Below are 24,034 nucleotides of genomic sequence, written 5' to 3' on the forward strand. Positions count from 1 at the left end.
CTCCGCCGATACGGTAACCTCATCGCGCATCCGGCAGCAAACCCTTCTCCACCAATACCGGCAGCCTGCGATGCTTCGTCGCCTGCTCGTACGCATAAGCCCAGCCCAGCAGATCCCCATCTTTCCAGGGTCGCGCCGAGATCTCCAGCCCGAACGGCAGTCCATCGGAATAGAATCCACCCGGCACCACCACCGCTGGCACGCCAATCATATTCACCCATCCCGTATCGCTATGCGGTCCCTCGCTGAGCTTTCCATTCTGCGGCATCGTCTCATCGGGCGGAGGCATCTGCGTCGCCGGGTAGACAAAGCCGTCCAGATTCAGCCGGTCCAGTGTCTCGTTATAAGCTTCGAGAGCCTTTCTACGCGGCCCATAAAAATTAGCTTCAGCCAGCGGGTCGCTCTCGATCGACTCCTGCACAATCGTCGCCCGTCCTCGTCGCGTCGCGGGGTCCGCGCCACCAATAATGGTCGGCGGCAGCGGAGAGCCAGTCACCGTTTCATACTCCTTCGACGAGTGATACTGTGCAGGCCCATACTCCGCCAGAAACTTCTCCGTCCCCTCCTTCACATAGGGAAACGTCCCTACCCGCGCCACCGTCACCGCAAAGCTGTCCGGCAGAATCGAATCATCGAATAGCACCGTAGCCCCAGCAGCTCTTAGACCTTCAATCGCATTCATGAACGCTGCCCGCGTCTCTGGTCGCAACGGCTCACGCGAATCTGCGGTGTCCTCTGCTACCTCACTCGCTGTAGTCGAGGAAGGAATCCCCTGAAACGGAATCCCTGCACCAGCGAGAATGAAAGCTGGCACGCCAAACCGCCTGCCTTTTAGCGCACCCGCTTTCAGGTAATGCGTATAAGGTCCACTCTGAGCTTTCGTTGTGGAACCTTTTGTCCGCGCATCCGCAGCGTCCTCGCCGGCCATCGCGTCCAGCGCAATCGTTGCATCGGTCACTGTTCGTGCGATCGGCCCCGTATTGTCGAGCAGCCAATCCAGCGGTGCGATCCCCGCGATACTCACCAGCCCTCGCGTCGGAAACACACCCACCACCGCGCTCGTCGCCGACGGCATGCGAATCGAGTTCCCCGTGTCGGTCCCGTTGCCCAGCAGGGCGAAGTTGCCTGTCACCGCCGTCACCGTCCCACCCGACGAACCCCCGGACTGAACCGCACATCGTAGGCGTTTCCCGTCCGCCCAAACGCTGTGCTGCGATTCGTATCGCTGGCCGCAAAGTCCGGCATGTTTGTCTGTCCCAGAATCACCGCTCCCGCCGCCCGCAGCTTCGCGACGATCGTTGCATCCTTCGAAGCCACCAGCTCATGGCCTGGAATCATGTAACCCTTCCAGCCATCGGTTGTAATTAATCCCTTGATGCTTGTATTCGCCTTCGTCACAATCGGAACGCCCCACATTGGCCCACGCCGAAAGCTGCTCCCTCCGGCCTTTGCCTCAGCATCCTCGCGAGCCGCGGCGGCCAGCGCGTTCTGTGCATCAACAGTCTGCACGGCGCGATAGATTCCGTTGTATCTCGCAATCCGCGCCAGGTACCACTCGACCACCTCGGTCACTGTGTACTTATGAGCAAGGTACAACTCCTCCAAGCGAGGAATAGTAATTTCCATCAGCTCGCCGTCCATTGTCGTCCGCGAAACCCGCGTATTTGCTGAAGAAGGGGTACCCTGCGCGTTCGTGAGATTACCTGAAGACAAGCTGACTACGACGTAAACAAAGCAAACACTGACTCGAATCTTCATGTTGTTCCTTGAGTGATTTGGTGCCTTCTATAAGAACACAAGGCCGTCGGCAAACTCTCAAGATATGATGGCCTGAACCACGAGGACTCTATGTGCTTCTCTGCAACCGCGAACTTTGTCGGCAGCGCCGCTCTGGGCGGAATTGGCGTCGCCACGCTCACCGAGGTGAAACACCGCCGCGAACTGCTCTTCGCCGCGATGCCTTGTCTCTTCGCCTTCCATCAGTTCATCGAAGGCTTTGTCTGGTTAGGCCTTGACGGAATACTTTCGCCTACAGTGACACATAACGGGGGCGCAGCGTACGTTCTCTACGCACAGGGTCTGCTGCCGTTTCTCCTTCCACTCAGCGTGCTGCTTATCGAGCCCACGCGGAAGCTCCGCCGCCAGATGCTCCCCTTCGCCATCCTTGGCGGCGCGCTCATGCTCTACATGCTCTGGGGACTGATCGCCTATCCGCTCCAGGTCTCTGTCCAGGACAACAGCATCGTCTACGTCAACGCCATCACGACCACCACCCTCATCGCGATCCTCTATGTCATCGCCACCTGCGGCTCGCTCTTCTTCTCCGGCTACCGCGATCTCATCACACTGGCGTGGCTCAACCTCGTGGGGCTGCTCGTGGTCATGTTGGTCAAGCGTTATGCCTTCACTTCGGTCTGGTGTGCCTACGCCGCGGTCGTCAGCGTTCTCATCTACTTTTTCTTTCGACGTAGCCGTCCGCATCGCCCGTCTTCTTACGCCCTCACCGCGTAGTCGATCCTTCGGAGATAACCCGCACCTACGCCCGCTGATTTTCTGCCAAATCAAAGGGCCAGCGGGCTTGTAAACCGACACTGCGAACGATCTAGTTGTAGCTGACCTTGCGTTCCCCGCGTACTACACGGCCAATCAGGCAGTGCCGTTCGTTTGCGCGGTTCAGAATCGCCTTTGCCTTCTTGATCTTCTCTGCCGGAATCACCGCGATCAGCCCTATGCCCATGTTGAAGGTCCGCAGCATCTCGTCCTCATCCACGTTGCCCAATTGTTGAAGATGTTCAAACAGCGGTGGCACCGTCCACGAGGCGCGATCGATCAGGGCTCCCATTCCCTTCGGTAGAATGCGCGGCAGATTCTCCGTGATCCCGCCACCAGTAATGTGCGCCATCCCGCTCACCACCTCGGCTCCGGTCAGCTTTTTGATGACCGACAGATAGCTGCGGTGCGTCCGCATCAAGGCAGCTCCCGTCTTGTCCTTCAGCTCGTTGATGTACTGCTCCGGGCCATATTTCGCAACCTCGAACAACAGCTTGCGCGCCAGCGAATACCCGTTCGTATGCAGTCCATTCGAAGGAAGCCCAACCAGAACATCCCCGACCTGAATGTGCTCTCCAGTGATGATCTTGTCGCGGCTCACCGCACCGATGATCGTTCCGGCGAGATCGTACTCGCCATCCGCGTAGAACCCCGGCATCTGCGCCGTCTCTCCCCGATCAGCGCGCAGCCATTGGCTTTGCAGGCCTCGCTGATACCCTGCACGACTCGCTCGATCACCATATCTTCGAGCTTGCCGGTGGCGAGGTAATCAAGGAAGAACAGCGGCGTCGCGCCCTGCACCGCGATGTCGTTCACGCAGTGGTTGACCAGGTCCTGCCCAACGGTATGGTGAATGCCCAGCTCAAACGCGACCTTCAGCTTCGTGCCAACGCCGTCAGCGCTCGAGACCAGCACCGGGTTGGGAAACTTTTCGAGGTCCAGCGCGAACAGGCCGCCGAAGCCGCCGATCTCGCTCAGCACCTGTCTGTTGAAGGTCTTGCGCGCCAGCATCTTGATGCGCTGTTTGCTGCGGTCGCCCGAGGTGATGTCGACGCCGGCATCCGCATAACTGATGCTCTTCTTTGACGGACTCTTGACCTTATCCCCCGCGGCGGACTGGTTCAGGCTTGCGGCCTTTTTCTGCGCAATCGCGGATTGCAGCGGAGAGGTCTTCCTGGGTTTGTTCTGCTCGGGCGTAGCGCGGTGCGTGGCGATTGAATCGGGCGGCGGGGAGGTCTCATCCGGCAAGGTCGTGCTCCATATCGTAGTGCTTGAAAAGAAGAAGTTTAGTCTAGCAGGGCATCAGTCAAAGCGTCGTAAACAACCGTTATTCGTACACACCCAAAAGTTTTCGTTGCTGGTCCAAAGGTGGTAGAGGGCAGGTATCGTAGCGTCCAAAGATGCGGTAGCGAAGGCGAGCGATCACTCCGTAGCCGAACTCGCGCAAAGGCCGTGGCACCAGCGTCACCAGCTGCCCCAGAAGCCTCCACGGTAGTGCGAGCAACTTCAGCCCCTCCGCGACCGCATCCGAACGCTGGTAGAGCCGTTCCTGCGGCCTCAGGGCATCAGTCAGCAACATCACCCCATCGGGGAAGCTGTGAATGCCGAAGCGGCCTAGTATCTCGTGGCCGAGAGCACTCTGCAGCGGGGCATATCGTAATCTCTCTCGTCGGTCATGTTTGAGGAGGAACTGGACAACGCCGTTGCAGAGCGCGCAGACGCCGTCGTACAGCAGTAACGCCCGGCCTTCAATCTCTGCACGTTCTGGCTCGGTCATGTCTTTATGATATGCCCTCTTATACTGTTGCTATGTCCCGTTCCCTCGTCCGCTCCCGTCAATTGCAGCTTCGCGCTGAAAAATTCCTGCCTGGGGGCGTTGACTCGCCGGTGCGGGCGTTTCGTGCAGTAGGTGGTGACCCGCCGTTCGTCACCCATGCCGAAGGGGCCTATCTGTTTGATGCGGATGGGAATAAGTATCTTGACTTCTTCGGATCCTGGGGGCCGATGATCCTCGGACATGCCTTTCCGCCGGTGGTCGAAGCGATTCAAAAGGCCGCTTCGCGCGGGGCTAGCTTCGGAGCCTCTACTGCGACTGAAGCAGATTTGGCGGAGCTGGTGACGCGATGTTTCCCCTCGGTCGAAAAGCTGCGCTTCGTCAGTTCCGGAACCGAGGCATGTATGTCGGCTATCCGACTCGCTCGCGGCTTCACCGGCCGCAACGTCGTCGTCAAGTTCGAAGGCTGTTACCACGGCCACTCGGATGCCATGCTGGTGAAGGCCGGAAGCGGTGTAGCCACTTTGGGAATTCCCGGCTCTGCTGGTGTTCCTGTTGAGACTGCGATGCACACCCTTGCTCTTCCATACAACGATCTCGAGGCAGTACGAGCAGCCTTCGCCGCACGGCCAGACGAGATAGCCTGCGTAATCGTGGAGCCAGTGGTAGGCAACGCCGGGACGATCGCGCCTGCTGCGGAGTACCTGCAGGGTTTGCGAGCGATCACTGCGGAGTATGGCGCACTTCTGATCCTTGACGAAGTAATGACCGGCTTCCGTCTTTCGCTTGGGGTGCCCAACAGGTCTACGACGTCACGCCGGACCTCACTACCCTTGGCAAGATCATCGGCGGCGGCCTGCCCTGCGGAGCGTTTGGTGGACGAGCCGATGTGATGGAGTTTCTCGCTCCGCTTGGGCCTGTCTACCAGGCCGGAACGTTGAGTGGGAACCCCTTGGCGATGGCCGCAGGCATCGCTACGTTGAGTCATCTCATCAAGCATGAAGAGGATGTTTACAACGGCCTTGAGAGCACTACTGCTCGCATCGCAGAGGGGTTGCGGGAGTGGCGCGGGAGGCGGGTATTTCGTTGACGACCAATCGTGTTGGGTCAATGTTTACCTGGTTTTTTACGGATCGACCAGTCACAGATTTTGCGAGTGCGGCTACGTCGGATACGGCGGCTTTTGGGCGGTTTCATCGGGCTATGCTCGATGCAGGGGTTTGGTTGCCGCCTAGTCAGTTTGAGGCTGCTTTTGTCTCGACGGCGCACGGGGAAGCGGAGATTGGAATGGTCCTTGAAGCGGCTCGCAAATCGTTTTCCTGAAACTCGACTGGAGATAGTTTCGGAAGGTGGTTTTATTTTTTCTGTAGATTTTTTTGGTGTGGTGGGCGGGTGAGGAGTTGCTAATTTGCTGAGGTTTTTGAAGGGGGTTTCGGGAAAACTGTGTGTTTGGAGGTGGTTTTTTGATGGTGAAAACGTGGTGAGATGCGTGGTGGATGTGGAGCTTTAGCACCATACTTTTCGGCTTCGAAAAATACGCCAACTTTTTGAGATTTATTTTTGGTTGGCCTGGAGATCTGGCTTCGGACGCTTGTCGATGACAAATTCCAGCCGGCCGCCGAGTGCGAATTCGGGAGGTCGGTCAGCCTTCCTTCGTAGTTGCCGAAAGCGTGACTTTACGGGAGCGTGCAGGTGCTTACGAGTTGAGGGGCACTGTTAGCCTGGTCTGAAGCTAGAAGCCTTCAGTATGCTGACGTCAGGTAGCCGGGCCGCGTGGCTACCTTGAGATTCGGTCTGTCTACCTTGATGCCAACGTCATGAAACTGTCGGCGTCCTGATGATTTTGCTCCGTCGAAAATAATCTCATACGTGGACGAGATTCTCATGGCCATGGGTTCACTAGACGAATTTGCCATACTGACGCCCATCAAGGTATGGATTCCATCCTGTGTTTTGGAGGCGGGTATTGTCCGAAACGATTTGATCGGACGGATTTCATCATCGTCGAAGACTGTAAAATCCTGCTTGCGAAGGTCGGCAACCGGTTGACCCGACTGTGTTGTGACCACGACAAGAAATCGTACGCTCCCGTCCCCCCGAGCTTGTGCGACAGACACATCTTGAGCCCTGAGCATCAGCGTCGAAAATAGAACTGCGGATAGACCCAGACATGCGTGCTTTTTCATCGCATTCTCCTAAGCAACCGGATCCGACGTAGAAACTATATCGCGTCTGGGCTTCGCCAGAAAAGCGCAACCTGTCCTGCCACTACACGGCGCTCTCAATTTCCGAACTTGCCGAATGGCGGACCTTCAGGGAACTGCCCAGGTCCGTTTTTCATGATCGATGAAGAGAGACGTGTTTTTCGGTGCTGATCCGAGGAGTTGATCGACCGTTTGTTCTGCTCTTGATTTGAATTGTCTGCCGGCGTCGAGGCTATACGCACATTCACCGCAGGGAGCCTTCGCTTCTGCTTCGAGAAGCTCGACGTCGCGCATGCGTAGTTGAAGGGCTCGTCGCGGTATCTTGCTTCGATGGTCTCAACCGCTGATATTGTAGAGCTGCTGGATGACGGTTAGAGCGGGTTCGTCTCCAGGAACCCGTGCCGCGATCAAGCGCATCTAAAGTCGCGAAGCTAGCGAGGTAGGTCTATGAAAGCAGTTGTGCTGCACGAGTACGGCGGCCCCGATAAGCTGAAGTATGAGGAGTGGGACGATCCCAAAGCGGGCGACGGCCAGATTCTTATTCGCGTGACCGCAGCGGGAGTCAATCCGATCGATTGGAAGATCCGCAGCGGCGCCATGAAGGATTTTATGCCGCTGGAGCTGCCCACCATCCTTGGTTACGACTACTCCGGCGTCGTACGCTCGGTCGGTAAGGGCGTCGAGGGATTCGCCGAGGGCGACAAGGTCTTCGGCCGCGCCGGCAAGGCCTACGCCGAGTTGCTGTTGGCTGATCTTGCGGGATTGTCGAAGCTCCCGAAGGGACTTGATCCCATCGACGCTGCCGCACTCCCGGTGGTGCTGAACACCGGGGAACAACTCATCACTGAGGCCGGCAAGGTTCATCCTGGCCAGACTGTCGTCATCACCGGCGCGCTGGGCAGTGTGGGCCGCACTGCGGTATGGGTGGCGAAGAAGCTTGGTGCTCACGTCATCGCCGGCGTCCGCGGGTCACAGAAGAAGGCGGCGGAGGAGCTCGGGGCCGATGCTCTTTTGGCGCTCGATAGCCGCCAGGAGATGGACTCACTAGGGTTGGTCGAGGTCGTCGCGGATACGATTGGCGGCAACGTCGGCGATGCGCTTCTGGCGAAAGTGAAGCCGGGGGGACCTATGCCTCCGTGGTGGGGCCTCCACCAAATGCGAAACTTCACCCTAACGTAAAGGTGGAGGCCTTCGGCTCCCATCCTGACGCAGCGGGGATGCGTTCGCTCGCAGAAGACATCGCGAACGGAAGGTTCAAGATCTCTATCGATCGGACGATGCCGCTCGCCGACGCGGCAAGAGCACACGCTGAAGCGGAGAAAGGCGGCATCGGCAAGATTCTTCTTTTAGCGTGAACTGCACGGAGGACACCAAATGCTTCGTCTGGGCGCCTGGATCGATGCTGGGATCACTGGAGTGTCGGTCCTGACAAGCCTTCCGAGGAAGAGACGCTTTGAAGATCGTTGAGCCAACGGTTTAGCTTGTGCACAGAGACAACAAGGATAGTCTGCTCCTACCGCATCACCTTTGCCCGTAAGCCGTGAAGACGTAATCTTTTGTTCTGACTGCCGTGTGGCACGCGAACCCGCACTTGGCGTCGTTCCCCTGCGGCGGCTTGTCACCTAAGTTGCCGAGCCTGAAGTTGCCGGACGCGGCGTCATACTCGAAGACGCCGTAACCCCATCCGCCGCTGTCTGCGAACCTCTTGCTGTCCTTCACCATGAGATCAACGTCGTGCTGGGAGCCTGGCACTGTCGGCGCACCGGGTTCACTGGCATCCACCTTCGCGTTCCAATGGACCTTAGCCATCTTGGCACCATCGGGAAAGGGCTTGCCGTTACCGGGAATTCCTGCCTTATAGGCGTTGATCATCACAGGATTCCCGAGGATCGCAGCGACCGCACCTCCGTTATGGCTGATGGCGATCACCGGCCAGCCTTCGTATCCTCTGAACTCAGAGAACGCGAGGCCATTGGGTATTTTGAGGGTGTACTTGTCCTGCGTGGAAGTGGTGGCCTGGGTCTGTGTCGGGACTGGTGTGGAGGCGGGGGCAGCGTTGGGGATGGGAAGTTTGTGGATGAAACGTGCGAGCTTCCAGGTGTCGTTCTCGGAGATGCTCGATTTCCAGGCAGGCATGCCTGTGAGGCGAACTCCGTTCTGTACGATCCAGAACAGTTCCGCGTCGTTCCAGTGCTGCACGTGGGCTGAGCTCAGGTCCATGGCAGGCGGGTCCATGCTGCGGCCGAGGTTCGCGTCTCCGCGGGCGTCGGGACCGTGGCACTGGGCGCAAGACCCGAGAAACACTTCGCGGCCCTGGCTCACGACCTCGTCGGTCTCAGGCAGCGGGTTGTTCATCTTGCCTGCCTCCAATGGAATGGTGACGTCTTTCGCCGCGTTGGCCAGGCTGGTTTCTCCATGGGAAGGAGGTTTGCCCGCTGTGCAACCTTGAAGCAAAGCACCCAGCATTGCACTGATCACGCCAAGCATCAGCTTGTGTTTTAGCTCTACGCTGCGATCACCTCCGCGCCACCCACCAATCCACGGCAGACCGATAGACTCCCGCATAAGTTCAGGCATGGTGAATTCTCCTTCGCAAAGAAAGTTTTCTAGGCCCGATGCAGCGTGTGCCACTCCTTGGAAGCTTCTGATGTCCCTGGAACTAGAACGTCGGTGGTCTATTTTTACTCCGGCGCTCCTATTCTGGGAAGTCGCCTAGTAGCGCCGGTCATACAGATGCGGCAGGCTGCGTGAATGGGGAGTTCAGGCGGGCTGTGGCGTTGTGGGCTTTGGCTCCATCCAGATTTTGCCTACGGCCATCAGGACTACCAGCATGGCGGCGCAGAGGGCGAAGACCTGTCGGACGCCGATGTGCTGGGTGAGAATGCCCGAGAGAACTAGGCCTGAGATCTGGGCGGTGAAGATGATGGACATGAAGGTGGAACCTACTCGGCCCATCAGCTCTGGCGGGGTGGCTTTCTGGAAGAGGGTTTGGGAGGGGACGATGATTCCCGCTACCGAGAAGCCGATGATGAGGTTGCCGAGGATGGTCGACCAGAGGTGCGGCAGCAGCGTGAGGATGACCAGACCTACGGCGATGCCGCAGAGGCCGGAGTAGACGAGGACGGTGTCCTTCAGCTTTTTGCCGAAGGTGTTGAGGCCGTTGATGCCGACCAGCATGCCGAGGCCGATCATCGCTGAGGCGATGGCGAAGGATTTGGTGGAGGCGTGGAGGAGTCGCGCACGTAGATGGCGATGAGCGGGCCGAAGCAGCCGAGGACGAACATGCCGGCCGCCATGGCGAGGATGACGAAGAGCAGGGCGGCGTGGTGCACGATGAAGTTGATGCCCTGTTTCATGTCGAGCCACACTTTGCCGAGTGCGGATGCGTCTGGGGCGTGGGGTGTCGGTGCGGCGGCCTTGGGCCCGGGTGCGAGGAAGGAGACGGATGCGATGAGGAGTGCGGAGCCGATGAAGCTGGCGGAGTCGAAGGCGTAACAGCTGACGGCTCCCAGGTAGGAGACCATGAGGCCGGCGATGGCAGGGCCGACGATGCGCATGCCGAACATGACCTGCTGCATGAGTGCGTTTGCGGAGCGAAGGCCGTGCAGGGGGACGGCGGAGCGGATGGCGACTCCCTGGGCGGGGCCGAAGAAGCTGGAGACGATGCTGATGGCGGCGAGGATGGCGTAGAAGTGCCAGATCTGGGTGGCGAAGATGAGCAGGAGGCAGAGGCCCGCGCGGATGGAGTCGCTGGAGACCATGGTTGGCTTGAGGGGCCAGCGGTCGACGAAGACTCCGGCGAGGATGCCGAGGACCGCGATGGGAAGCATGTAGGAGATCTGCACGCCGGTGACCTGCTGCGCGGTGGCGTGGAGCTTGAAGGTGAGGACGTTGATGACGGCGAAGAGGGCGAGGAAGTCTCCGAAGACGGAGATGACCTGCGCGTACCAGAGGCGGCGCATCATGGAGATGCGGAGGACCTCGCCCATGGATAAGGGTGCGGGGAGTTCGGGGTCGATGACGGGAGGCGCGTTCGACCCAACGGATGCCGGGTTGGCGGAGGTTGTGCTCATCAGGGGTTGGCTTATGGTACTTGATTTCGGGTGAATCAGGCCCAGGAATCGACGGTGACGAAGCTTATTGCCGCTTGGGTTTTGTAGTGCTGGAGGAGCAGGTCTGTCGCTTTGACGGTTGGAAGGCGGGGCTGGCCGAGGCCTGCCTGACCGCCATCGTGCAACACGATATTCGATGCGCGACTTCTCTTTTGGTTTCGCAGAATAGCGTGGAGAGTGCGGTCGGCAATCTCGCCGGCGGAGATGGGGTTCCAGTCGCCTGGGATGATGTTCCACTGTACGGGGGTGAGGCCGAGCTCGTGGGCGATGCGTAAGACTGCGGGACGGCGGGCTCCGTGGGGTGCGCGGAAGTAACGGACTGGGATGCCGAGCGTGTCTTCGATGGCGGCGTTGCATTGGGTGAGTTCTTCGCGGATGCGTGCGGCCGATTGCCAGGCGAGCACGGGGTGGGTCATGGTGTGGTTGCCGATGAGGTGTCCGGCGGCTGCGAGGGCGCGGGCGATGGCGGGACGTTGCTGGACGTAGCGGCCAATGAGGAAGAAGGTTGCGCGTGTCTGGTTGCGGGCGAGGACTTCGAGAAGTTGTTCGGTGACGATGTCGTTGGGGCCGTCGTCGTAGGTGAGGGCGATCTGGTTCGGATCACTGCTCGCGATGAGTACCTTGCCGAAGAGTTGAGACTCCGGCCAGAAGGCGGCGTAGGTGAGGGTGCCTGCGGCTGCGGTGGCCGCGGCGAGGATGGCGGCGGCTGTTTGAGTTTGTGTCATGCCTGCGCTCCCCTTTTTCATTATAGGGAGGCTGGCAAGGTTGGAGTTGCTTCTATCGACTTGGGTGAGCTTTCGGTGCATGCTAACCTCTCAGGGACACTGGTGGACGATCGTCGAACCTTGAAGGCCTGAATTACTTGGGAGCCTCTCCAGGCTGCTACACTGCCGAAGTTGCCGAAAACCGCGGTGGTCTCAATGGGTCGACGCAACACTCCAGCTCAGACCCACATTCATTGAAAACAAAATCTGAAAGCGCTGGCTAGGGTTAGATCAGCCGGAACCTTACCCTGGCTAGGTTTGGCCACATCAGCCAAACAGATCGATTCTTCAGGGTAAGCATTTGTGGATCAGCGATTAGATAGTGTTGCATCGACCGGTTGAGCTGGCAGGGTTTTTCGTGCGATTCAGTTATCGGTTCGTGGGAAGTGTGCGTTTCTGAAATGACGAAGAAATGACAACCCGTCCGGGCTGCCAGACATATATTGAAAGTGCAGCTGCTCATAATGGAGAGTTCTTTTGTTAGCGCACGATGTACGGACAGCCTCCACGGCCCCGATCCTCCCTCTCGTAATCCTTCTTTCACTGATATCTGCTTTATCGGGTTGCGGATTAAGAGGCCAGCCGGCCCAGCCTACCGGGCTGGCACCCTTGATCATCACTCAGCCTGCTGACCAAAGTATTCCGATGGGGCTGCAGGCAACCTTCTCCGTCACGGCCGCGGGCCCGAATCTCAAATACCAGTGGAGTAGGAATGGAACTCCCATCTCCGGCGCCACCGGTAGTACATACAGTACAGCATCCGTTCTGGCCGCCGACGCCGGTTCGACGTTCTCGGTGGCACTGACGAACGCCTTCGGTTCTGCCACCAGCAGGGCAGGCGTTTTGACGGTCACCGCGCGAGCACCCGAGGCTGGTGATCTACGCTTTCAGGAGGTGGATGCCGCTTCAACGGTCAATGGCTATGTCGCCGAAGTTGCCCTTAGCAGTATCGGCGTCAATGGCTGGGATACATTTACGAATGCAACCGGAACGCCGATATGGCTGGAAAATGACTTTGGTCTGGATCAATTTGCCCCGTTCGCTCTACCATCTGGAGTCACGGGACTTAATACGGGCTATCTCCACGGCTCACTCGAAGATTTCCAGAGCGATCTCAATGGAAGCGGCCCCGTCACATCGGCGATCGGCAATTTGAGCGCTGCGAATACAGTCATTACCTCAATTAGCCTGTCGTCGGACTACGATGTGTTCGGGCTGTCCTGGATACAGACGACGACACAGTCTGGCGGCTTCGATCTCAGTCAGAACACGATCGCTCCGAGCGACTTTCAGGCGGCAGCTACGCAGGAGGGCGCGCACAGCCGAGTGATCACAGCCGTTTCCTATAATGCCGGGCAGATCACCTATCTTTCTTATGGGTGGCAGGCGGATCGGTCAACCGTCTATGAGACCCAGGTAGCGACCGCTACTCTAGGGACAGCATCGACTGTGGCCCAAAGTCTGGCGGCTCACGGTTACATCATCACCGCCTCCGGTACCGCACAGGCTGCGGATGGCTCTGGCGTGCTGATGGTCGGGACGCGTGTGCAGGGGATACGATGCCTCGTCCGATGATGGTAGTGCCTCTTGCAGAAGTTCCCGCAGGCCTCAACCAGCTCTTCCAGCAGGGCTATGCTATTGTCTGTGTCTCCGACGAATTCGCCCCGGGACTTCTGGTCTCGTAGTGAAAGACTGGATTGGAGAGCGATAGGGAGGACAGCCTGAGTGACAACCGCAAGGGAAACAGTCACGCATTCCAGATGCAAGATCCAGAGGTCTCTTTCTGTTGCGTCGAGAAAGCATTCGGTTGAGATCAAGTGCTCTTCCTTGGTGTAGCTTCGAGCAGGTGAGTACCGGTTTCTGTGATGCAATACGCGTGCAAAGATGTGGAAGCTGGGTCTTGACTCTGTAGCAACCAGCGAACCTCCTACAAAGTCAGCTTTGCGGCAAGGTCAAGGTCGAAGTTTCTCATAACGCCGCCTTCAGGGGACTAAACACGACGGGTTGGGAGGTCGGTCGGCAGGATTGTTTCCGAGGTGTCGACAACTCGGTCTTACAACTCGGTCTTACATGACCGGAAGCTGGTATTCTTCGTTTCCTCCACCGCGCTCCAAAGAGAAAGACAGACCGGCCTGCATGAACCGCGACGGTTGGCCACAGCAGAATCCCACCCGCGTTGACCCCAAACGTGGATGAGATACGGCGTTGCTAGCAAGCTGTACGTCAACATCCCAGATAACGTCCGATCGTGTTGCTGTCCGGCTAAAAAGACACTCCTTACGGAGAATGAAACTGTGATCCGAGGAGCAGCGCGTCGGCTTTCAATGTCCCATCTGGCTCAGCGCATCGAGAATTGGGGTCGGCGCAATCCTCAGTACTCCGCTGAACGGCGTATACATCTCGAGAATGAGAAACATCGCAGAGGAAACCGCCAGCGCGCTGAGGGCCAACGTCACGACTACGGTGGGGTTGGGCGGGGCGAAAAGACCAAAGCTGACAAAGATGGCGGCCAACCATAAGACCAAGATCACCAAAAGTGGAAGTGGCACGGCGTTCTGTTCCGATTTGAGGAACATTAACCATTGAGACTGCTTTAGGCTAACGACCATGGAGATGGCTTGGACTTTGGCGGCGGCCTGTCTGTCATCCTTTGGCGCCAGAAGTTCCAGCTCGTTCAAAGCAGTCTCGCTGTAGTTTCCTGGTCTCAGCTCGGCCTGACGAGACGACTGGCTTGGCCAGATGCGGTCGAGACCAGCCTGCACCATTTGACGAAACTCAGTGCGGATTTCCCCGGTCTCCTGGCCAAATTTTGCCAGTGAGCGATCAATGGCGAGAACCTCCGAGGACATCTCGGCGACCTCGTTCTTGCGAGCATCGTAGGAGGACTTTGCGGAGGAGACCAGCATCCCGAGGACCAGAGCGGCCATGGTCGCAATGAGCCCAGTCGCCAGCCTTACGACTTCCTTTGCATCCGATCCGACGTGATCCTCGGGAAGGGCGCGCCGGACAGCCATGCCGACCAGAGCTGAGGCAAAGACGGATGCAAAGATTATCGAGCTGACCACGATTGAATTCATAAGTGTCGCCCTTTCGATTACAGCCATTCCCTTGTAACGCAGGTTGATTCTGCCCGTACAAAGTTTGGGCGCGGATCATTCTGCAAACTGCGACCTACGCCTTTTATCAGAATCACAATAGGGAGTAGAGGCGGAGGGTCATGTGCCCACGGCTCACAAGGCTCTGGGTCTGTGTTCCGAACATTCCGCACCATGGGGTCTACCTTCCAAACTCCATAGGCGCCAGAGAGGGCCTGAGAAGGTCTGTAGACGGCCTAGCAGGCTCCACGAGGGCCAGCCACCTCCCATAGTCCTCCAGGCTCAGGATGACAGGCATCCCCCGCTACTCCCGAACAGTCCTCAACAGTCCTCTTTTCGGCAACTCACAAAAGGCAAAGAGACCCATTCGTCGACTGAGCCAACCTATCAACGCCGTGGTACCCCGATAACTGGCAAAACTACCAGTTGACTGAAATAGTCTCAGCCTCGCGGGAGTATCCCGAGTATCGGATAACCGGAGCAATCCTTATATCCGCGAAGGCGGGTTTTCGGCAACTGCGTGGCAAGGCAGTCGCAGCGATTTTTTGTGACCTTATAAGTAACAGAAATTGATTGATTTGTTGCGGGGAAGTTCCTACTATGGCTCGCACTCTTTAAGCACTTGCTTCCAGGCTCCGGGGAAATACTCGTTCCCGGGCAGCCGGGCTGAGGATTTTTATCCCAGGCGCGGCTGTCCGCATTGCAGCCGATATACCTCTCGCGAAGACATCAGAGGAGTTCGTTGACTGCACACCTCCTTGGCTTCTCTCACGTTTGAATTCAGGAGAAATACTGTATGAAGCTGCCAATCAGTTGCAAATGTATTGCTCTCCCTCTGTTGCTTGCAGGTTTTGTAAGCAGCGTGACGCCTGCCGTCTGCGCGCAGGATAAGACGATTGCGAGTCAAAAAATACTAACGATTCAGCGGGAGTACACGAAGCCGGGCAAGGAGGGGGCAGCCCACGAAAAGAGCGAGGCTGCGTTTGCTCAGGCAATGGCGGGGGCGAAGGCTACGGACCACTATTACGCGCTCACGTCTCTCTCGGGCCGGCCGAGGGTTTTGTTTCTCAGCGCCTATCCGAGCTTTGCGGATATTGAAGCTGAGCGCAAGAAGGTGAACGGCAACGCGTCTCTTTCGGCGGAGCTTGATCGGGCGAATGAAGCTGATGGCGATCTGCTTGCGGAGACGAACTCCAGCATGTGGATGCGACGGGACGATCTCAGTTTGAACCAGGGATATCGGGTGGGGTCTCGCTATGCGGAGCTGACGCAGTTCGTGGTTCGCCCGGGCCACACTGGTGAGTGGAACGAGTTGGTGAAGCTGGTGATCGACGCGTACAAGAAGGGTATTCCGGATGCTCACTGGGGAACCTACGAGCAGCTTTATGGCGGGGGCAGCACGTTTCTGGTGATTACGACGCTGAGGTCCGGGGAGGAGATCGACGCGAACTTCGCTAAGGAACCGAAGTTCCTCGAGGCGTTGGGGCCAGAGGGCTTGAAGAAGCTGGAGGCGCTTGAGGCTTCGTGCGTCGAGTCGAGACAGTCGAATCTGTTCCGGATGGCGCCGAAGATGAGCTATCCGCCAGAGGCGTTTGTCCAGGCAGAGCCGGATTTCTGGACGCCGAAGCCATAGCTGCTCGTGGTGTTTTGAAAAAAAGCCCTGCGCTGGTTGGCGCAGGGCTTTTGCTTTGGTGCGGGTTGAGGTTAGTAGAGGATCTTGAGGCCGAACTGGAAGATGCGCGGCTCGAAGGTGCTGGTGATCTGGCCGCCGCTGGTTGGGTTGTTGAGGGTTGCCGGGGCGGTGCTTGTGGCTGCGGTGCTCAGGGTGCCGCTAAGACCGCTGCCGGGGATGTAGAAGTTGGTGTGGTTGAAGAGGTTGTAGGACTCTGCGCGGAACTGCACTCGCAGGCTCTCGAGCGGGGTGTTGAAGGTTTTGTTGAGGGCTACGTCGGTCTGGTAGAAGGCTGGCGAACGTCCTGGGTTTCTGGAGGCGTTGCCGAAGGGGCTTACCAGATTTCCGTTTCCGTCCCTGGTCTCGGGAAGGGTGTAGGCGGCGAGGTTGATGTACTGGATGAAGCCGTTGCTCAGCTTGGTTTTTTTGATGGCCGGCTGACCGGCTACGACGTTGGGGCGGTACTCGTTGGCGCCGCGAAAGGTTGCAGCGATTTGAGGGGAGACCGCGTTGGCGGAGTTGGGAGAGTAGCCGATGTTGTATGCGGTGCCGGCCTGCACGGTGTTGATGGCGCTGATCTGCCAGCCGCCGAGGACGGTGTCGGTGAAGCCGTTGGCGGTGTTGAGGAAGTGGCGACCGTGTCCGAAGGGCAGGTCATAGACGAGGCTGGTGACGTTGCTGATGGGGAGGTTGTAGTCGGACTGGCCGTAGTCGGCGTTGATGTTGTTGGCGTCCTGCGGCGAGGGGCTGTTGCCTTCGAGGGAGGCGCTGGCGTTGTCGAGCGAGTGCGACCAGGTGAAGGAGTTGAGGAGGGTGAGGCCGGCGACGAAGCGCTGCTCGTAACGAACCTGAAGGGCGTCGTAGTGCGAGTGGAACTCGTTGAGGGCTTCGGTGATGTCGCTGGGCCAGTTGCCGTAGGGGCGGGTGAATTGGCCATTAGTGATGACCGAGGGGTTCATCTGGTTGGCGTTGAGGAAGCCCTGGAGCTTGCTGCCGTGGTTGCCGACGTAGGCGATGTCGAGGAGCGTGTTCTTGGCGAGCTCTTGCTGCACGCTGAGGAAGTAGCTCTGGACGTAGCTGTCCCGGGTGTTCTTGGGGACGTAGGTGATGTTGTCGGTCGCCGGATTGAAGGTGGTGGCGATGCCGTTGGGGAAGCCCTGGTCGGCGGTGACGTAGCAGCTTGCAGAGGCTCCGCCTACGGGGCAGTGGTTGGTGGTGCTTGGTGTCTTCTGGGTGACGGAGACGAACTGGGCCTGCGGGGCGTTGATGGCGAGGATGTCGCCCGAGCCTGCGCGGGTGTAGTGGACGTAGCTGGTGCCGTAGCCGCCGCGAATGGAGGTGCGCGGGGTCGCGGCGTAGGCAAAGCCGAGGCGGGGAGCGAAGTCGTTGAGGTCAGGGTTGACCAGGGTGCTGCCGTAGACTCCGCCTGGGGATACGGGGGTGATGCCGTTGCCGGCGACCGCGCCTGGAGTGATGGTGAGGACGGTCTGGGTGATGGGATCAAAGTTGGAGATGTTGTTGTGCTGTTCGGAGTAGGGCGAGCCGTACTCCCAGCGGAGGCCGAGGTTGAGGGTGAGTTTGGGATCGACCTTCCAGTCGTCCTGGGCGTAGACGCTTTGCAGAGTCTGGCGGAGGTGAGCGACGAAGAGGTTGGCGAGGGAGTAGTTGTTGGTGGTGCCGAAGAGGAAGTCGGCCCAGTAGTTGTCGGCGACTGCGCCCTTGATGTCCGCGCAGGATTGACCGTTCGGGTTGGTGGGGATTTTGACTCCGTTGACGGTGGAGCTTGGGCAGAGGCTGAAGCCGCCGGAGTAACTGAAGGAGCCGTAGAGGGGGTTGTTATCGTTTACGGCCATCCAGATGTGCTCGTACTCGTAGCCGAATTTGAGAGAGTGGTGGCCTTTGATCCAGGTGAAGTTGACCTTGGGATCGAGCAGGGCGGGGTCCTGCCACTGGGGGTTGGTGCTTTGACGGCCGAAGGAGGTGAAGCCGCCGTTGATGCTGGTCGAAGGAAGGCCGCCGGCGACGGTGGGATCAGAGGGCAGCCCGGGGATGGAGATGGCGTTGTCGCCGATGGAGAGCGAGAATTTGCCGGCCTTGGTGCGGGAGAGGCCGAGTCGCGCATCGAGGACCTTGTTGGCGCCGATGAGGTGGGTGTAGCCGAGGGCTATCTGCTGGTCGAGGACGCGAATGGTGCCGTTGGTCTGGCCGTCGAGAGGGAGCGGGAAGACGGGATGGTTGACGCCGGTCTCTTTGCGATCGGAGACGCGGAGGAACCAGGAGCTGCTGGGGTTCTGCTGGTAGTCGAGACGGAGGTCGCCCTTGTCGGAGTTGTCGGTGAAGGGGACCTGGGTGGCGTAGTTGTCCTGTGCGAGGCCGCTGGTGGAAAGGCCTGTGCCCTGGGTGGGGATCTGTTTGAAGAAGCCGATGATCTGCTGAGAGACGGGGTTGATGGCAGCTGCGGGGATGACGGTGCCTTTGGGGTAGACGACTCCGGTGATGGGATTCTGCACGTCGACGACGAGCTTGCCGTTGAGCTCGTTGGTGGTGGGAACGGTGTTGACGCTGAGCGGCTTGAGGACCTGGCGGAAGCCTTCGTAGTCGACGAAGTAGAAGAGCTTGTCTTTGATGATGGGGCCGCCGAAGTTGACGCCGAACTGGTTGCGGTTGAAGGTCGGCTTCTTGAAGGGAACGACGTTTCCGCTGGTGCCGACGAGGGTGGGCTTGAAGTAGCCGGCGGCGTTGAGGTCGGTGTTGCGGATGAACTCGTAGACGGTGGCGTGGAAGCGGTTGGTTCCGCTGGCGGAGGCGACGTTGATGGTAGCGCCGGAGGAGCGGCCGTACTCTGCGCTCTCGTTGTTGGTGACGATCTGGAACTGGGCGACGGAGTCGGGTGGGACGGCGATGATCTGGTTGTCGAAGCCCTGGTTGCTCTCGCCGTAGGCGTTGTTGTCCATGCCGTCGAGGAGGAAGTTGTTGAACACGCTGCGCTGGCCGTTGATGTTGTAGGCTCCGGCGCGGACGAGCGAGCTGATGGAGCTGGTGGTGGCGGCTGTGGGTGCCTGGCGGGAGCCGGTGACGAGGCCGAGGAGGTCAGAGTAGTTGCGGCTGACGAGGGGGAAGGCGGCGCTCTGGTACTGCGTGATGGTCTGGCCGCGCTGGCTGGTCTCGGTTTCGATCTGGAGCGCGACGTCGGAGACTTCTACGGTGGTCTGGGTGGAGCCTACCTGGAGGGAGAGGTCGATGCGCTCGCGGACGCCGACGGAGATGGTGATGTTTTTGGCGACCGCGTCGGAGAAGCCGGGAGAGTTGGCAGAGATGGTGTAGACGCCAACGCGGAGGGAGGGAATTTCGTAGTCGCCGGAGCTGTTGGAGGTCGCTTTTGCGGTGATGGCCGTGGCGTTGTTGGTGATGGTCACTGAAGCGCCGGAGACACCGGCTCCGGTTGCATCATGGATAGTTCCTACGAGGCTGCCGTTCTCATACTGAGCCTGTAGATGGGAACATAGAAAGAAAAACAGTATGGCCGCCACAAGGTTGGGTGCAGAAGAAAATCTTTTTTTCGCATAGCCCTAAGTTTTCAGGCAGCCGGTTAACCTGCGATCAAAGAAGTATGAACGTGGGGTTACGAAGTGAATATTTCTTGAGATTTATCAATATTCGATCGCTGAATCTAAGTGGCACCAACGTGCTCGATATCGCTTGTTGGAAGTCGCTGACGAGAGCGAGACGGGTGATTCAGGCGAAGCGATCAGGCGGGTGTATCGAATCCGAGTTGCCGCATCATCTGATCTGTTACTTCATAGTCCTGATTGGGGTCCGGCATCACGTCTCTGCCTGAGTCCCGGGTGCCGAAGGAGTGAAGATAGAGGCCAGCTTTGAGGAAGGCCCCTTCCAGCTTCACTTTGTCGGGAAAGACAACCTTTAAGGGGCTCTCTTCATGGGTGATGTCGCCGACTCGCTGAAACTGGAGGATGTATCCACCGGGGTGTTGGGGGTCGGGGTGAGTCTTAAATCTCACTTGATAGGTGTTCATCGGTAAGGTCTCTGGGTTCTTCGATGCTGCGGCGCGGTTTGTTGCGGCGGATGTTGGCGAGGTTATTTCTTTGCGTGAGATTTGAGGAGGGCGAGGACCTCTTCGGCATGGCCTTCGGGTTTGACCTCTTCGAAGATGTGGAGGAGGCGCTGGCCTTTTCCTGTATCGGGGCCAATGAGGTAGGTGGTGCGCTTGACGCCTTTGACGAGCTTGCCGTACATGTTCTTCGGCTTGACGAGGTCGTAGCGGTTGATGAGCTCCATGTCGGGGTCGGCGAGGAGGTCGTAGGGGAGGTCGTACTTGTCTTTGAATTTTTCTGGGCGGCGACGGTGTCGCGGGAGATGCCGAGGACGACGATGCCTTGCTTCTGGAATTTCTCAAAGGCGTCGCGAAAGCCGCAGGACTCGATGGTGCAGCCGGGGGTGTCGGCGCGGGGGTAAAAGAAGAGGACTACGGGCTTGGTTTTGAAGTCGGTGAGGTTGACCTCTTTGCCGTCTTGATTTTGGAGGGTGAAGTTTTCTACGACGTCGTTGATTTGCATGCGGGTCCTCTGTTCATTTCGGGCTCAAACTTTATTGCAAGTATCTCATCTGGCCTGATCGAGTTGTCGGTATTATGGCCGTACGATGACAACGCAGAACGGTGATTATGCTGGCCGCTGCTTGAGTACGCTGTTCGTACTGACGGTGCTGTTGGGCGTGGGGGCTGTAGGACAGGCTTTCGGACAGGAGACGGGCTCGGTGACGGGCCACTTGTATTGTGCGGATACGCACACCGTCTGCCGCTTCGGAAGTGTGACGATTCAGAGTGTGCCAGCAAAAAAGAAAGATGGCGCACCGTCGGGTGATAAGCATGCCTATTCTTCGCCGACGGATATGGACGGGGTCTTTCAGATCGATGGTGTCGCCGCTGGGGAGTATTACATTTTGGGGCGTTGCGCGGGATATGTGACGCCGTATGACGTTCTGGTGGCGGAGACGTCAGGAGCAGTGACAGGTGAGGATGAGGGATTGAAGTATGCATTGAATTCTGTGACGGTGATCGCGGGCCGAACGACGTCGACTTCCTTGACGATGCAGCGGGGCGCTTCTATCTCTGGCACTGTTCTCTATGACGATGGTTCGCCCGCGGAAAACCTTCCTGTCAAACTGCTTTGGCGAAATGCAAAGCAGACGTGGGAGCGATTCGCCAACAGTGCGAACGATAACACGACGCATGTATTAGGACTGGACGCGGTGCAGACAGACGATCGCGGGAGATATCGCGAGGCAGGTCTACCGCCGGGCACATATTCGGTGATGATTGGGCTGCGCGAAGTGACGTGGAAGCCAAAGCAGATTACCGGTGGTAGTGAGATGGATGTGAGGATGACAAAGGGTGATGGGCTCAAGGTGTACTTTGGCGATAAGTACAGGCTTCGAGAGACGTTACCAATCGTTCTGCACGACGGTGAGGATCGGACTGGTGCCGATGTAACAATTCCGGCCAATGGACTGCACATCGTTCGGGGACTGGTGAGCGCGAAGGCTGATGGGAGTGTGGTGAAAAAAGGTACGGTGCAGTTACTCGACCCGGAGGACAAGGCGGTTGTGCGCGAGGCAGATATTGCGAACGATGGAACATTCGTCTTTCACTATGTGGTGAATGGCTCCTACGTGGTGAAGGTCAGTGGAGAAGATGGCGGATCGAAGGCGGGTGGCTTCGATCCGGTTACACGGAATCTGCTGGTGGAGGAAGACGTACTGGACTTGAACTTCGCGCTGGACGCAACAACCATGCACTAGCTGGCGGTCAGGGCAGTGAGGGTTTTTTCCAAGGAGGCGGAGTCTTCTACGTGGGAAGTCTTTTGGTTGCGGTCGATTTGGCGCATTAGGCCGGAGAGGACCTTGCCGGGGCCTACTTCGATGAAGTGGGTTGCGCCCTGGGCGATGAGGAGTTGGACGCACTCGACCCAGCGGACGGAGCCGGTGACCTGGCGGATGAGGCAGTCGGGGACCTCGGTGCGGCTGGTGAGGAGGCGGGCGTCTACGTTGGCAGCGATGGGGAAGGCGGGGTCGTGGAAGGTGACGGCTTCGAGGGTGGAGGTGAGGGACAGTTGGGCGGGCTGCATGAGGGCGCAGTGGAAGGGTGCGCTGACGTGGAGGATTACGGTGCGCTTGGCTCCGGCAGCCTTGCAGAGGTCGGCGGCGAGATGAACGGCTCCGGCGGCTCCGGAGATGACGGTCTGGTCGGGGGAGTTGAGATTGGCGGGGAGACTACGGCCAGATCTGCGTTGAAGGTTTTGGCGTCGGGCATTGTGGGGAGCGGGGTGAGCTGATCGGTGACCTGGGAACAGACCTCGGAGATGAGGGTCGAGGAGAGGCCCAGGATGGCGGCCATGGCACCTTCTCCTGCGGGCACGGCTTGCTGCATGAACTGACCGCGGGAGCGGACGGTGCGGACGGCTTCGGCGAAGGAGAAGGTGCCGGCGGCGACGTGGGCGGAGTACTCGCCGAGGGAGTGGCCGGCGGCGAAGGCGGGAGTGACGCCTTTTTCTGCGAGGATGCGGGCGGCGGCGACCGAAACAGTTAGGATGGCGGGCTGGGTGTGCTCGGTGAGCTTGAGCTGGTCTTCGGGGCCTTCGAAGATGAGTTTGGAAAGAGGGAAGCCGAGGGCGTCGTCGGCCTCGTCGAAGATGGCGCGGGCGGTGGGGAAGTTGTCGTAGAGATCACGGCCCATGCCGACGGTCTGTGAACCCTGACCGGGGAAGAGGAAAGCTAATTTTGTCATCGTGGTTATCGTAAATCAGGGTGCAGGTTGTTCGCTTTAGGACAGATTTATGTGCTGAAGCAATTATTTCGGTCCCAACCACCTTTCGCGGGTATCTGAATAGTGGAGTGGAAGGAAAAAGATCATGTTCAAAAAGATCGCCGTGGCATTCGATGAATCGCCTGAAGCTGGACGGGCGTTTCATTCTGCGCTGAATCTGGCCAAATTCTCTTCGGCCGAGCTCCACCTGATCACCGTTCTGGAGAGCTTTCCGGCCTATATGAGTTATGTTGCGGCGCTGGCGCCTGAGGTGCCTGTTTTGTTGAAGCACGAAAAGCGGAATTTTTATACGGATCTCCAGGGCAAGGCGAGGGCGGAGGCAGATCGGGCTGGGGTGAGTGTGATTCAGGAGATCGCTGAGGGGGATGTGGCGGCGGAATTGTTACGAGTGATTGAGGCGATCAAACCCGATTTGCTGGTGGTTGGTCTTTGCCATAACCAGGGCGCTGCGGGGCGGTTGATGGGTGGAACGGCGCACTACATCGCGGTCCATGCAAAGTGCAATCTGTTGGGGGTTCATTGAAGAGTTTTTGAATTGACTGAATTTTGAATTGACTAGGTGCCGAGGCCGAAGTCTACGTCCTGCTCGTCGCCGGAGTGGGCGTAGAAGTCGTAGGGGGTGCGGCGGTTGAACTTGTAGCGCTGGCGGAGTTCGCGGCCGACGAAGAGGCCTAGAGCTACGGCTCCGAGACCGGCAGAGATCCAGCCTACGGTCTTGATGAGGGTCGATTCTGCGTCGTCCTCGTCCTCTTCCTCTCGCGCGAGGCTGGGGAAGGGGAGCTGGGCTGTGACCGGGATGTCCTCGGTTTGAGAGTCTTCAGGTCTCGCTTTGGAGCGGAACATCATGCTTTGAATGATATCGCAGGTTCGTGAGAGGTTGGGAAAGGTGAGAGTTGAGAGGTGCTTCTTCAGTGGCATTGACCAGTTGGACGCGATGCGGCAGATAAGGTTGCCGCGGTGATGGGGGAAGGGAAAAAACGAAGGCAGGCAAGTGCAACGGCAAAAGCAAACCGCAGATCCCC

17 protein-coding genes and 5 pseudogenes are annotated in these 24,034 nt (G+C 58.5%); 8 read left to right on the forward strand and 14 right to left on the reverse strand.

The genetic code is table 11. From position 1 onward, the window contains the following. Positions 1-19: 19 nt before the first annotated feature. A pseudogene (locus RBB80_RS07920) lies at positions 20-1,758 on the reverse strand (amidase). A 90-nt stretch (positions 1,759-1,848) separates the two neighbouring features. On the opposite strand from RBB80_RS07920, the gene RBB80_RS07925 reads away from it, so the two are divergent. Continuing rightward, positions 1,849-2,511 carry a DUF6629 family protein gene (locus tag RBB80_RS07925; protein ID WP_433967655.1) on the forward strand — a complete coding sequence of 221 codons (663 nt, stop codon included), beginning with the start codon at positions 1,849-1,851 and terminating at the stop codon, positions 2,509-2,511. Between the two features lie 91 nt (positions 2,512-2,602). Here the strand turns inward: RBB80_RS07925 and purM are convergent. Both purM and RBB80_RS07935 read right to left on the reverse strand, forming a co-directional pair. After that, positions 2,603-3,675: pseudogene (purM, locus tag RBB80_RS07930) on the reverse strand (phosphoribosylformylglycinamidine cyclo-ligase). A 202-nt stretch (positions 3,676-3,877) separates the two neighbouring features. Next, positions 3,878-4,327: a thiol-disulfide oxidoreductase DCC family protein gene (locus tag RBB80_RS07935; protein WP_433967656.1), complete on the reverse strand. Its 450-nt coding sequence runs from the start codon at positions 4,325-4,327 to the stop codon at positions 3,878-3,880. A gap of 32 nt (positions 4,328-4,359) precedes the next feature. Between RBB80_RS07935 and hemL the strand changes: the two are divergent. Further along, positions 4,360-5,647 (forward strand): annotated as a pseudogene (hemL, locus tag RBB80_RS07940) (glutamate-1-semialdehyde 2,1-aminomutase). 419 nt (positions 5,648-6,066) lie between these two features. On the opposite strand, the gene RBB80_RS07945 reads toward hemL, so the two are convergent. Further along, a complete protein-coding gene (locus RBB80_RS07945; protein ID WP_433967658.1) occupies positions 6,067-6,510 on the reverse strand; it encodes a hypothetical protein in 444 nt (147 codons plus the stop codon). Positions 6,511-6,975: 465 nt separating this feature from the next. On the opposite strand from RBB80_RS07945, the gene RBB80_RS07950 reads away from it, so the two are divergent. Further along, on the forward strand, positions 6,976-7,707 hold the full coding sequence (locus RBB80_RS07950) for an NADP-dependent oxidoreductase (RefSeq protein ID WP_433967660.1): 732 nt from the start codon (positions 6,976-6,978) through the stop codon (positions 7,705-7,707). After that, the gene (locus RBB80_RS07955) at positions 7,668-7,883 is read left to right on the forward strand and encodes a zinc-binding dehydrogenase (protein WP_433967662.1); all 216 of its coding nucleotides are present in this window, start codon (positions 7,668-7,670) and stop codon (positions 7,881-7,883) included. The genes RBB80_RS07950 and RBB80_RS07955 overlap by 40 nt, the downstream gene beginning before the upstream one ends. 166 nt (positions 7,884-8,049) lie before the next feature. On the opposite strand, the gene RBB80_RS07960 is transcribed toward RBB80_RS07955, so the two are convergent. From RBB80_RS07960 to RBB80_RS07975, 4 genes are all read right to left on the reverse strand, one after another. Beyond that, a complete protein-coding gene (locus RBB80_RS07960) occupies positions 8,050-9,105 on the reverse strand; it encodes a cytochrome P460 family protein (RefSeq protein WP_433967664.1) in 1,056 nt (351 codons plus the stop codon). 183 nt (positions 9,106-9,288) lie between these two features. Continuing rightward, the gene (locus tag RBB80_RS07965) at positions 9,289-9,720 is read right to left on the reverse strand and encodes an MFS transporter (RefSeq protein ID WP_433967666.1); all 432 of its coding nucleotides are present in this window, start codon (positions 9,718-9,720) and stop codon (positions 9,289-9,291) included. After that, the gene (locus RBB80_RS07970; protein ID WP_433967668.1) at positions 9,717-10,601 is read right to left on the reverse strand and encodes an MFS transporter; all 885 of its coding nucleotides are present in this window, start codon (positions 10,599-10,601) and stop codon (positions 9,717-9,719) included. Before RBB80_RS07970 ends, RBB80_RS07965 begins: the two co-directional genes overlap by 4 nt. A 35-nt stretch (positions 10,602-10,636) precedes the next feature. After that, positions 10,637-11,365 (reverse strand): polysaccharide deacetylase family protein, encoded by a 729-nt coding sequence (locus RBB80_RS07975; protein ID WP_433967669.1) that lies wholly within the window; start codon positions 11,363-11,365, stop codon positions 10,637-10,639. Positions 11,366-12,049: 684 nt separating this feature from the next. Here RBB80_RS07975 and RBB80_RS07980 point away from each other — a divergent pair. Continuing rightward, positions 12,050-12,979, forward strand: coding sequence for a hypothetical protein (locus tag RBB80_RS07980; RefSeq protein WP_433967670.1), 930 nt, complete (start codon positions 12,050-12,052; stop codon positions 12,977-12,979). A gap of 746 nt (positions 12,980-13,725) precedes the next feature. On the opposite strand, the gene RBB80_RS07985 is transcribed toward RBB80_RS07980, so the two are convergent. Next, the gene (locus RBB80_RS07985; protein ID WP_433967671.1) at positions 13,726-14,481 is read right to left on the reverse strand and encodes a hypothetical protein; all 756 of its coding nucleotides are present in this window, start codon (positions 14,479-14,481) and stop codon (positions 13,726-13,728) included. Positions 14,482-15,295: 814 nt separating this feature from the next. On the opposite strand from RBB80_RS07985, the gene RBB80_RS07990 reads away from it, so the two are divergent. After that, the gene (locus RBB80_RS07990; protein ID WP_433967672.1) at positions 15,296-16,132 is read left to right on the forward strand and encodes a hypothetical protein; all 837 of its coding nucleotides are present in this window, start codon (positions 15,296-15,298) and stop codon (positions 16,130-16,132) included. 71 nt (positions 16,133-16,203) lie between these two features. Here RBB80_RS07990 and RBB80_RS07995 read toward each other — a convergent pair whose 3' ends face one another. The 3 genes and pseudogenes from RBB80_RS07995 to RBB80_RS08005 form a co-directional block, all read right to left on the reverse strand. Further along, positions 16,204-19,701, reverse strand: coding sequence for a TonB-dependent receptor domain-containing protein (locus RBB80_RS07995; protein ID WP_433967673.1), 3,498 nt, complete (start codon positions 19,699-19,701; stop codon positions 16,204-16,206). A gap of 218 nt (positions 19,702-19,919) precedes the next feature. Next, positions 19,920-20,204 (reverse strand): hypothetical protein, encoded by a 285-nt coding sequence (locus RBB80_RS08000; protein WP_433967674.1) that lies wholly within the window; start codon positions 20,202-20,204, stop codon positions 19,920-19,922. 62 nt (positions 20,205-20,266) lie between these two features. Next, positions 20,267-20,745, reverse strand: a pseudogene (locus RBB80_RS08005) (peroxiredoxin). 85 nt (positions 20,746-20,830) lie between these two features. Here RBB80_RS08005 and RBB80_RS08010 point away from each other — a divergent pair. Then, positions 20,831-21,988, forward strand: a complete 1,158-nt coding sequence (locus tag RBB80_RS08010; protein ID WP_433967676.1) for a carboxypeptidase-like regulatory domain-containing protein — start codon at positions 20,831-20,833, stop codon at positions 21,986-21,988. Here the strand turns inward: RBB80_RS08010 and fabD are convergent. Beyond that, positions 21,985-22,973: pseudogene (gene fabD / locus RBB80_RS08015) on the reverse strand (ACP S-malonyltransferase). The gene RBB80_RS08010 and the pseudogene fabD overlap by 4 nt on opposite strands. Before the next feature lie 124 nt (positions 22,974-23,097). Between fabD and RBB80_RS08020 the strand changes: the two are divergent. After that, the gene (locus RBB80_RS08020) at positions 23,098-23,535 is read left to right on the forward strand and encodes a universal stress protein (RefSeq protein ID WP_433967677.1); all 438 of its coding nucleotides are present in this window, start codon (positions 23,098-23,100) and stop codon (positions 23,533-23,535) included. 32 nt (positions 23,536-23,567) lie between these two features. Here RBB80_RS08020 and RBB80_RS08025 read toward each other — a convergent pair whose 3' ends face one another. Then, positions 23,568-23,930 (reverse strand): hypothetical protein, encoded by a 363-nt coding sequence (locus tag RBB80_RS08025; protein ID WP_433967679.1) that lies wholly within the window; start codon positions 23,928-23,930, stop codon positions 23,568-23,570. Positions 23,931-24,034: the final 104 nt, after the last annotated feature.

The organism is Tunturiibacter gelidiferens, assembly GCF_051013345.1.
GTDB classification, from domain to species: Bacteria; Acidobacteriota; Terriglobia; order Terriglobales; family Acidobacteriaceae; genus Edaphobacter; species Edaphobacter gelidiferens_A.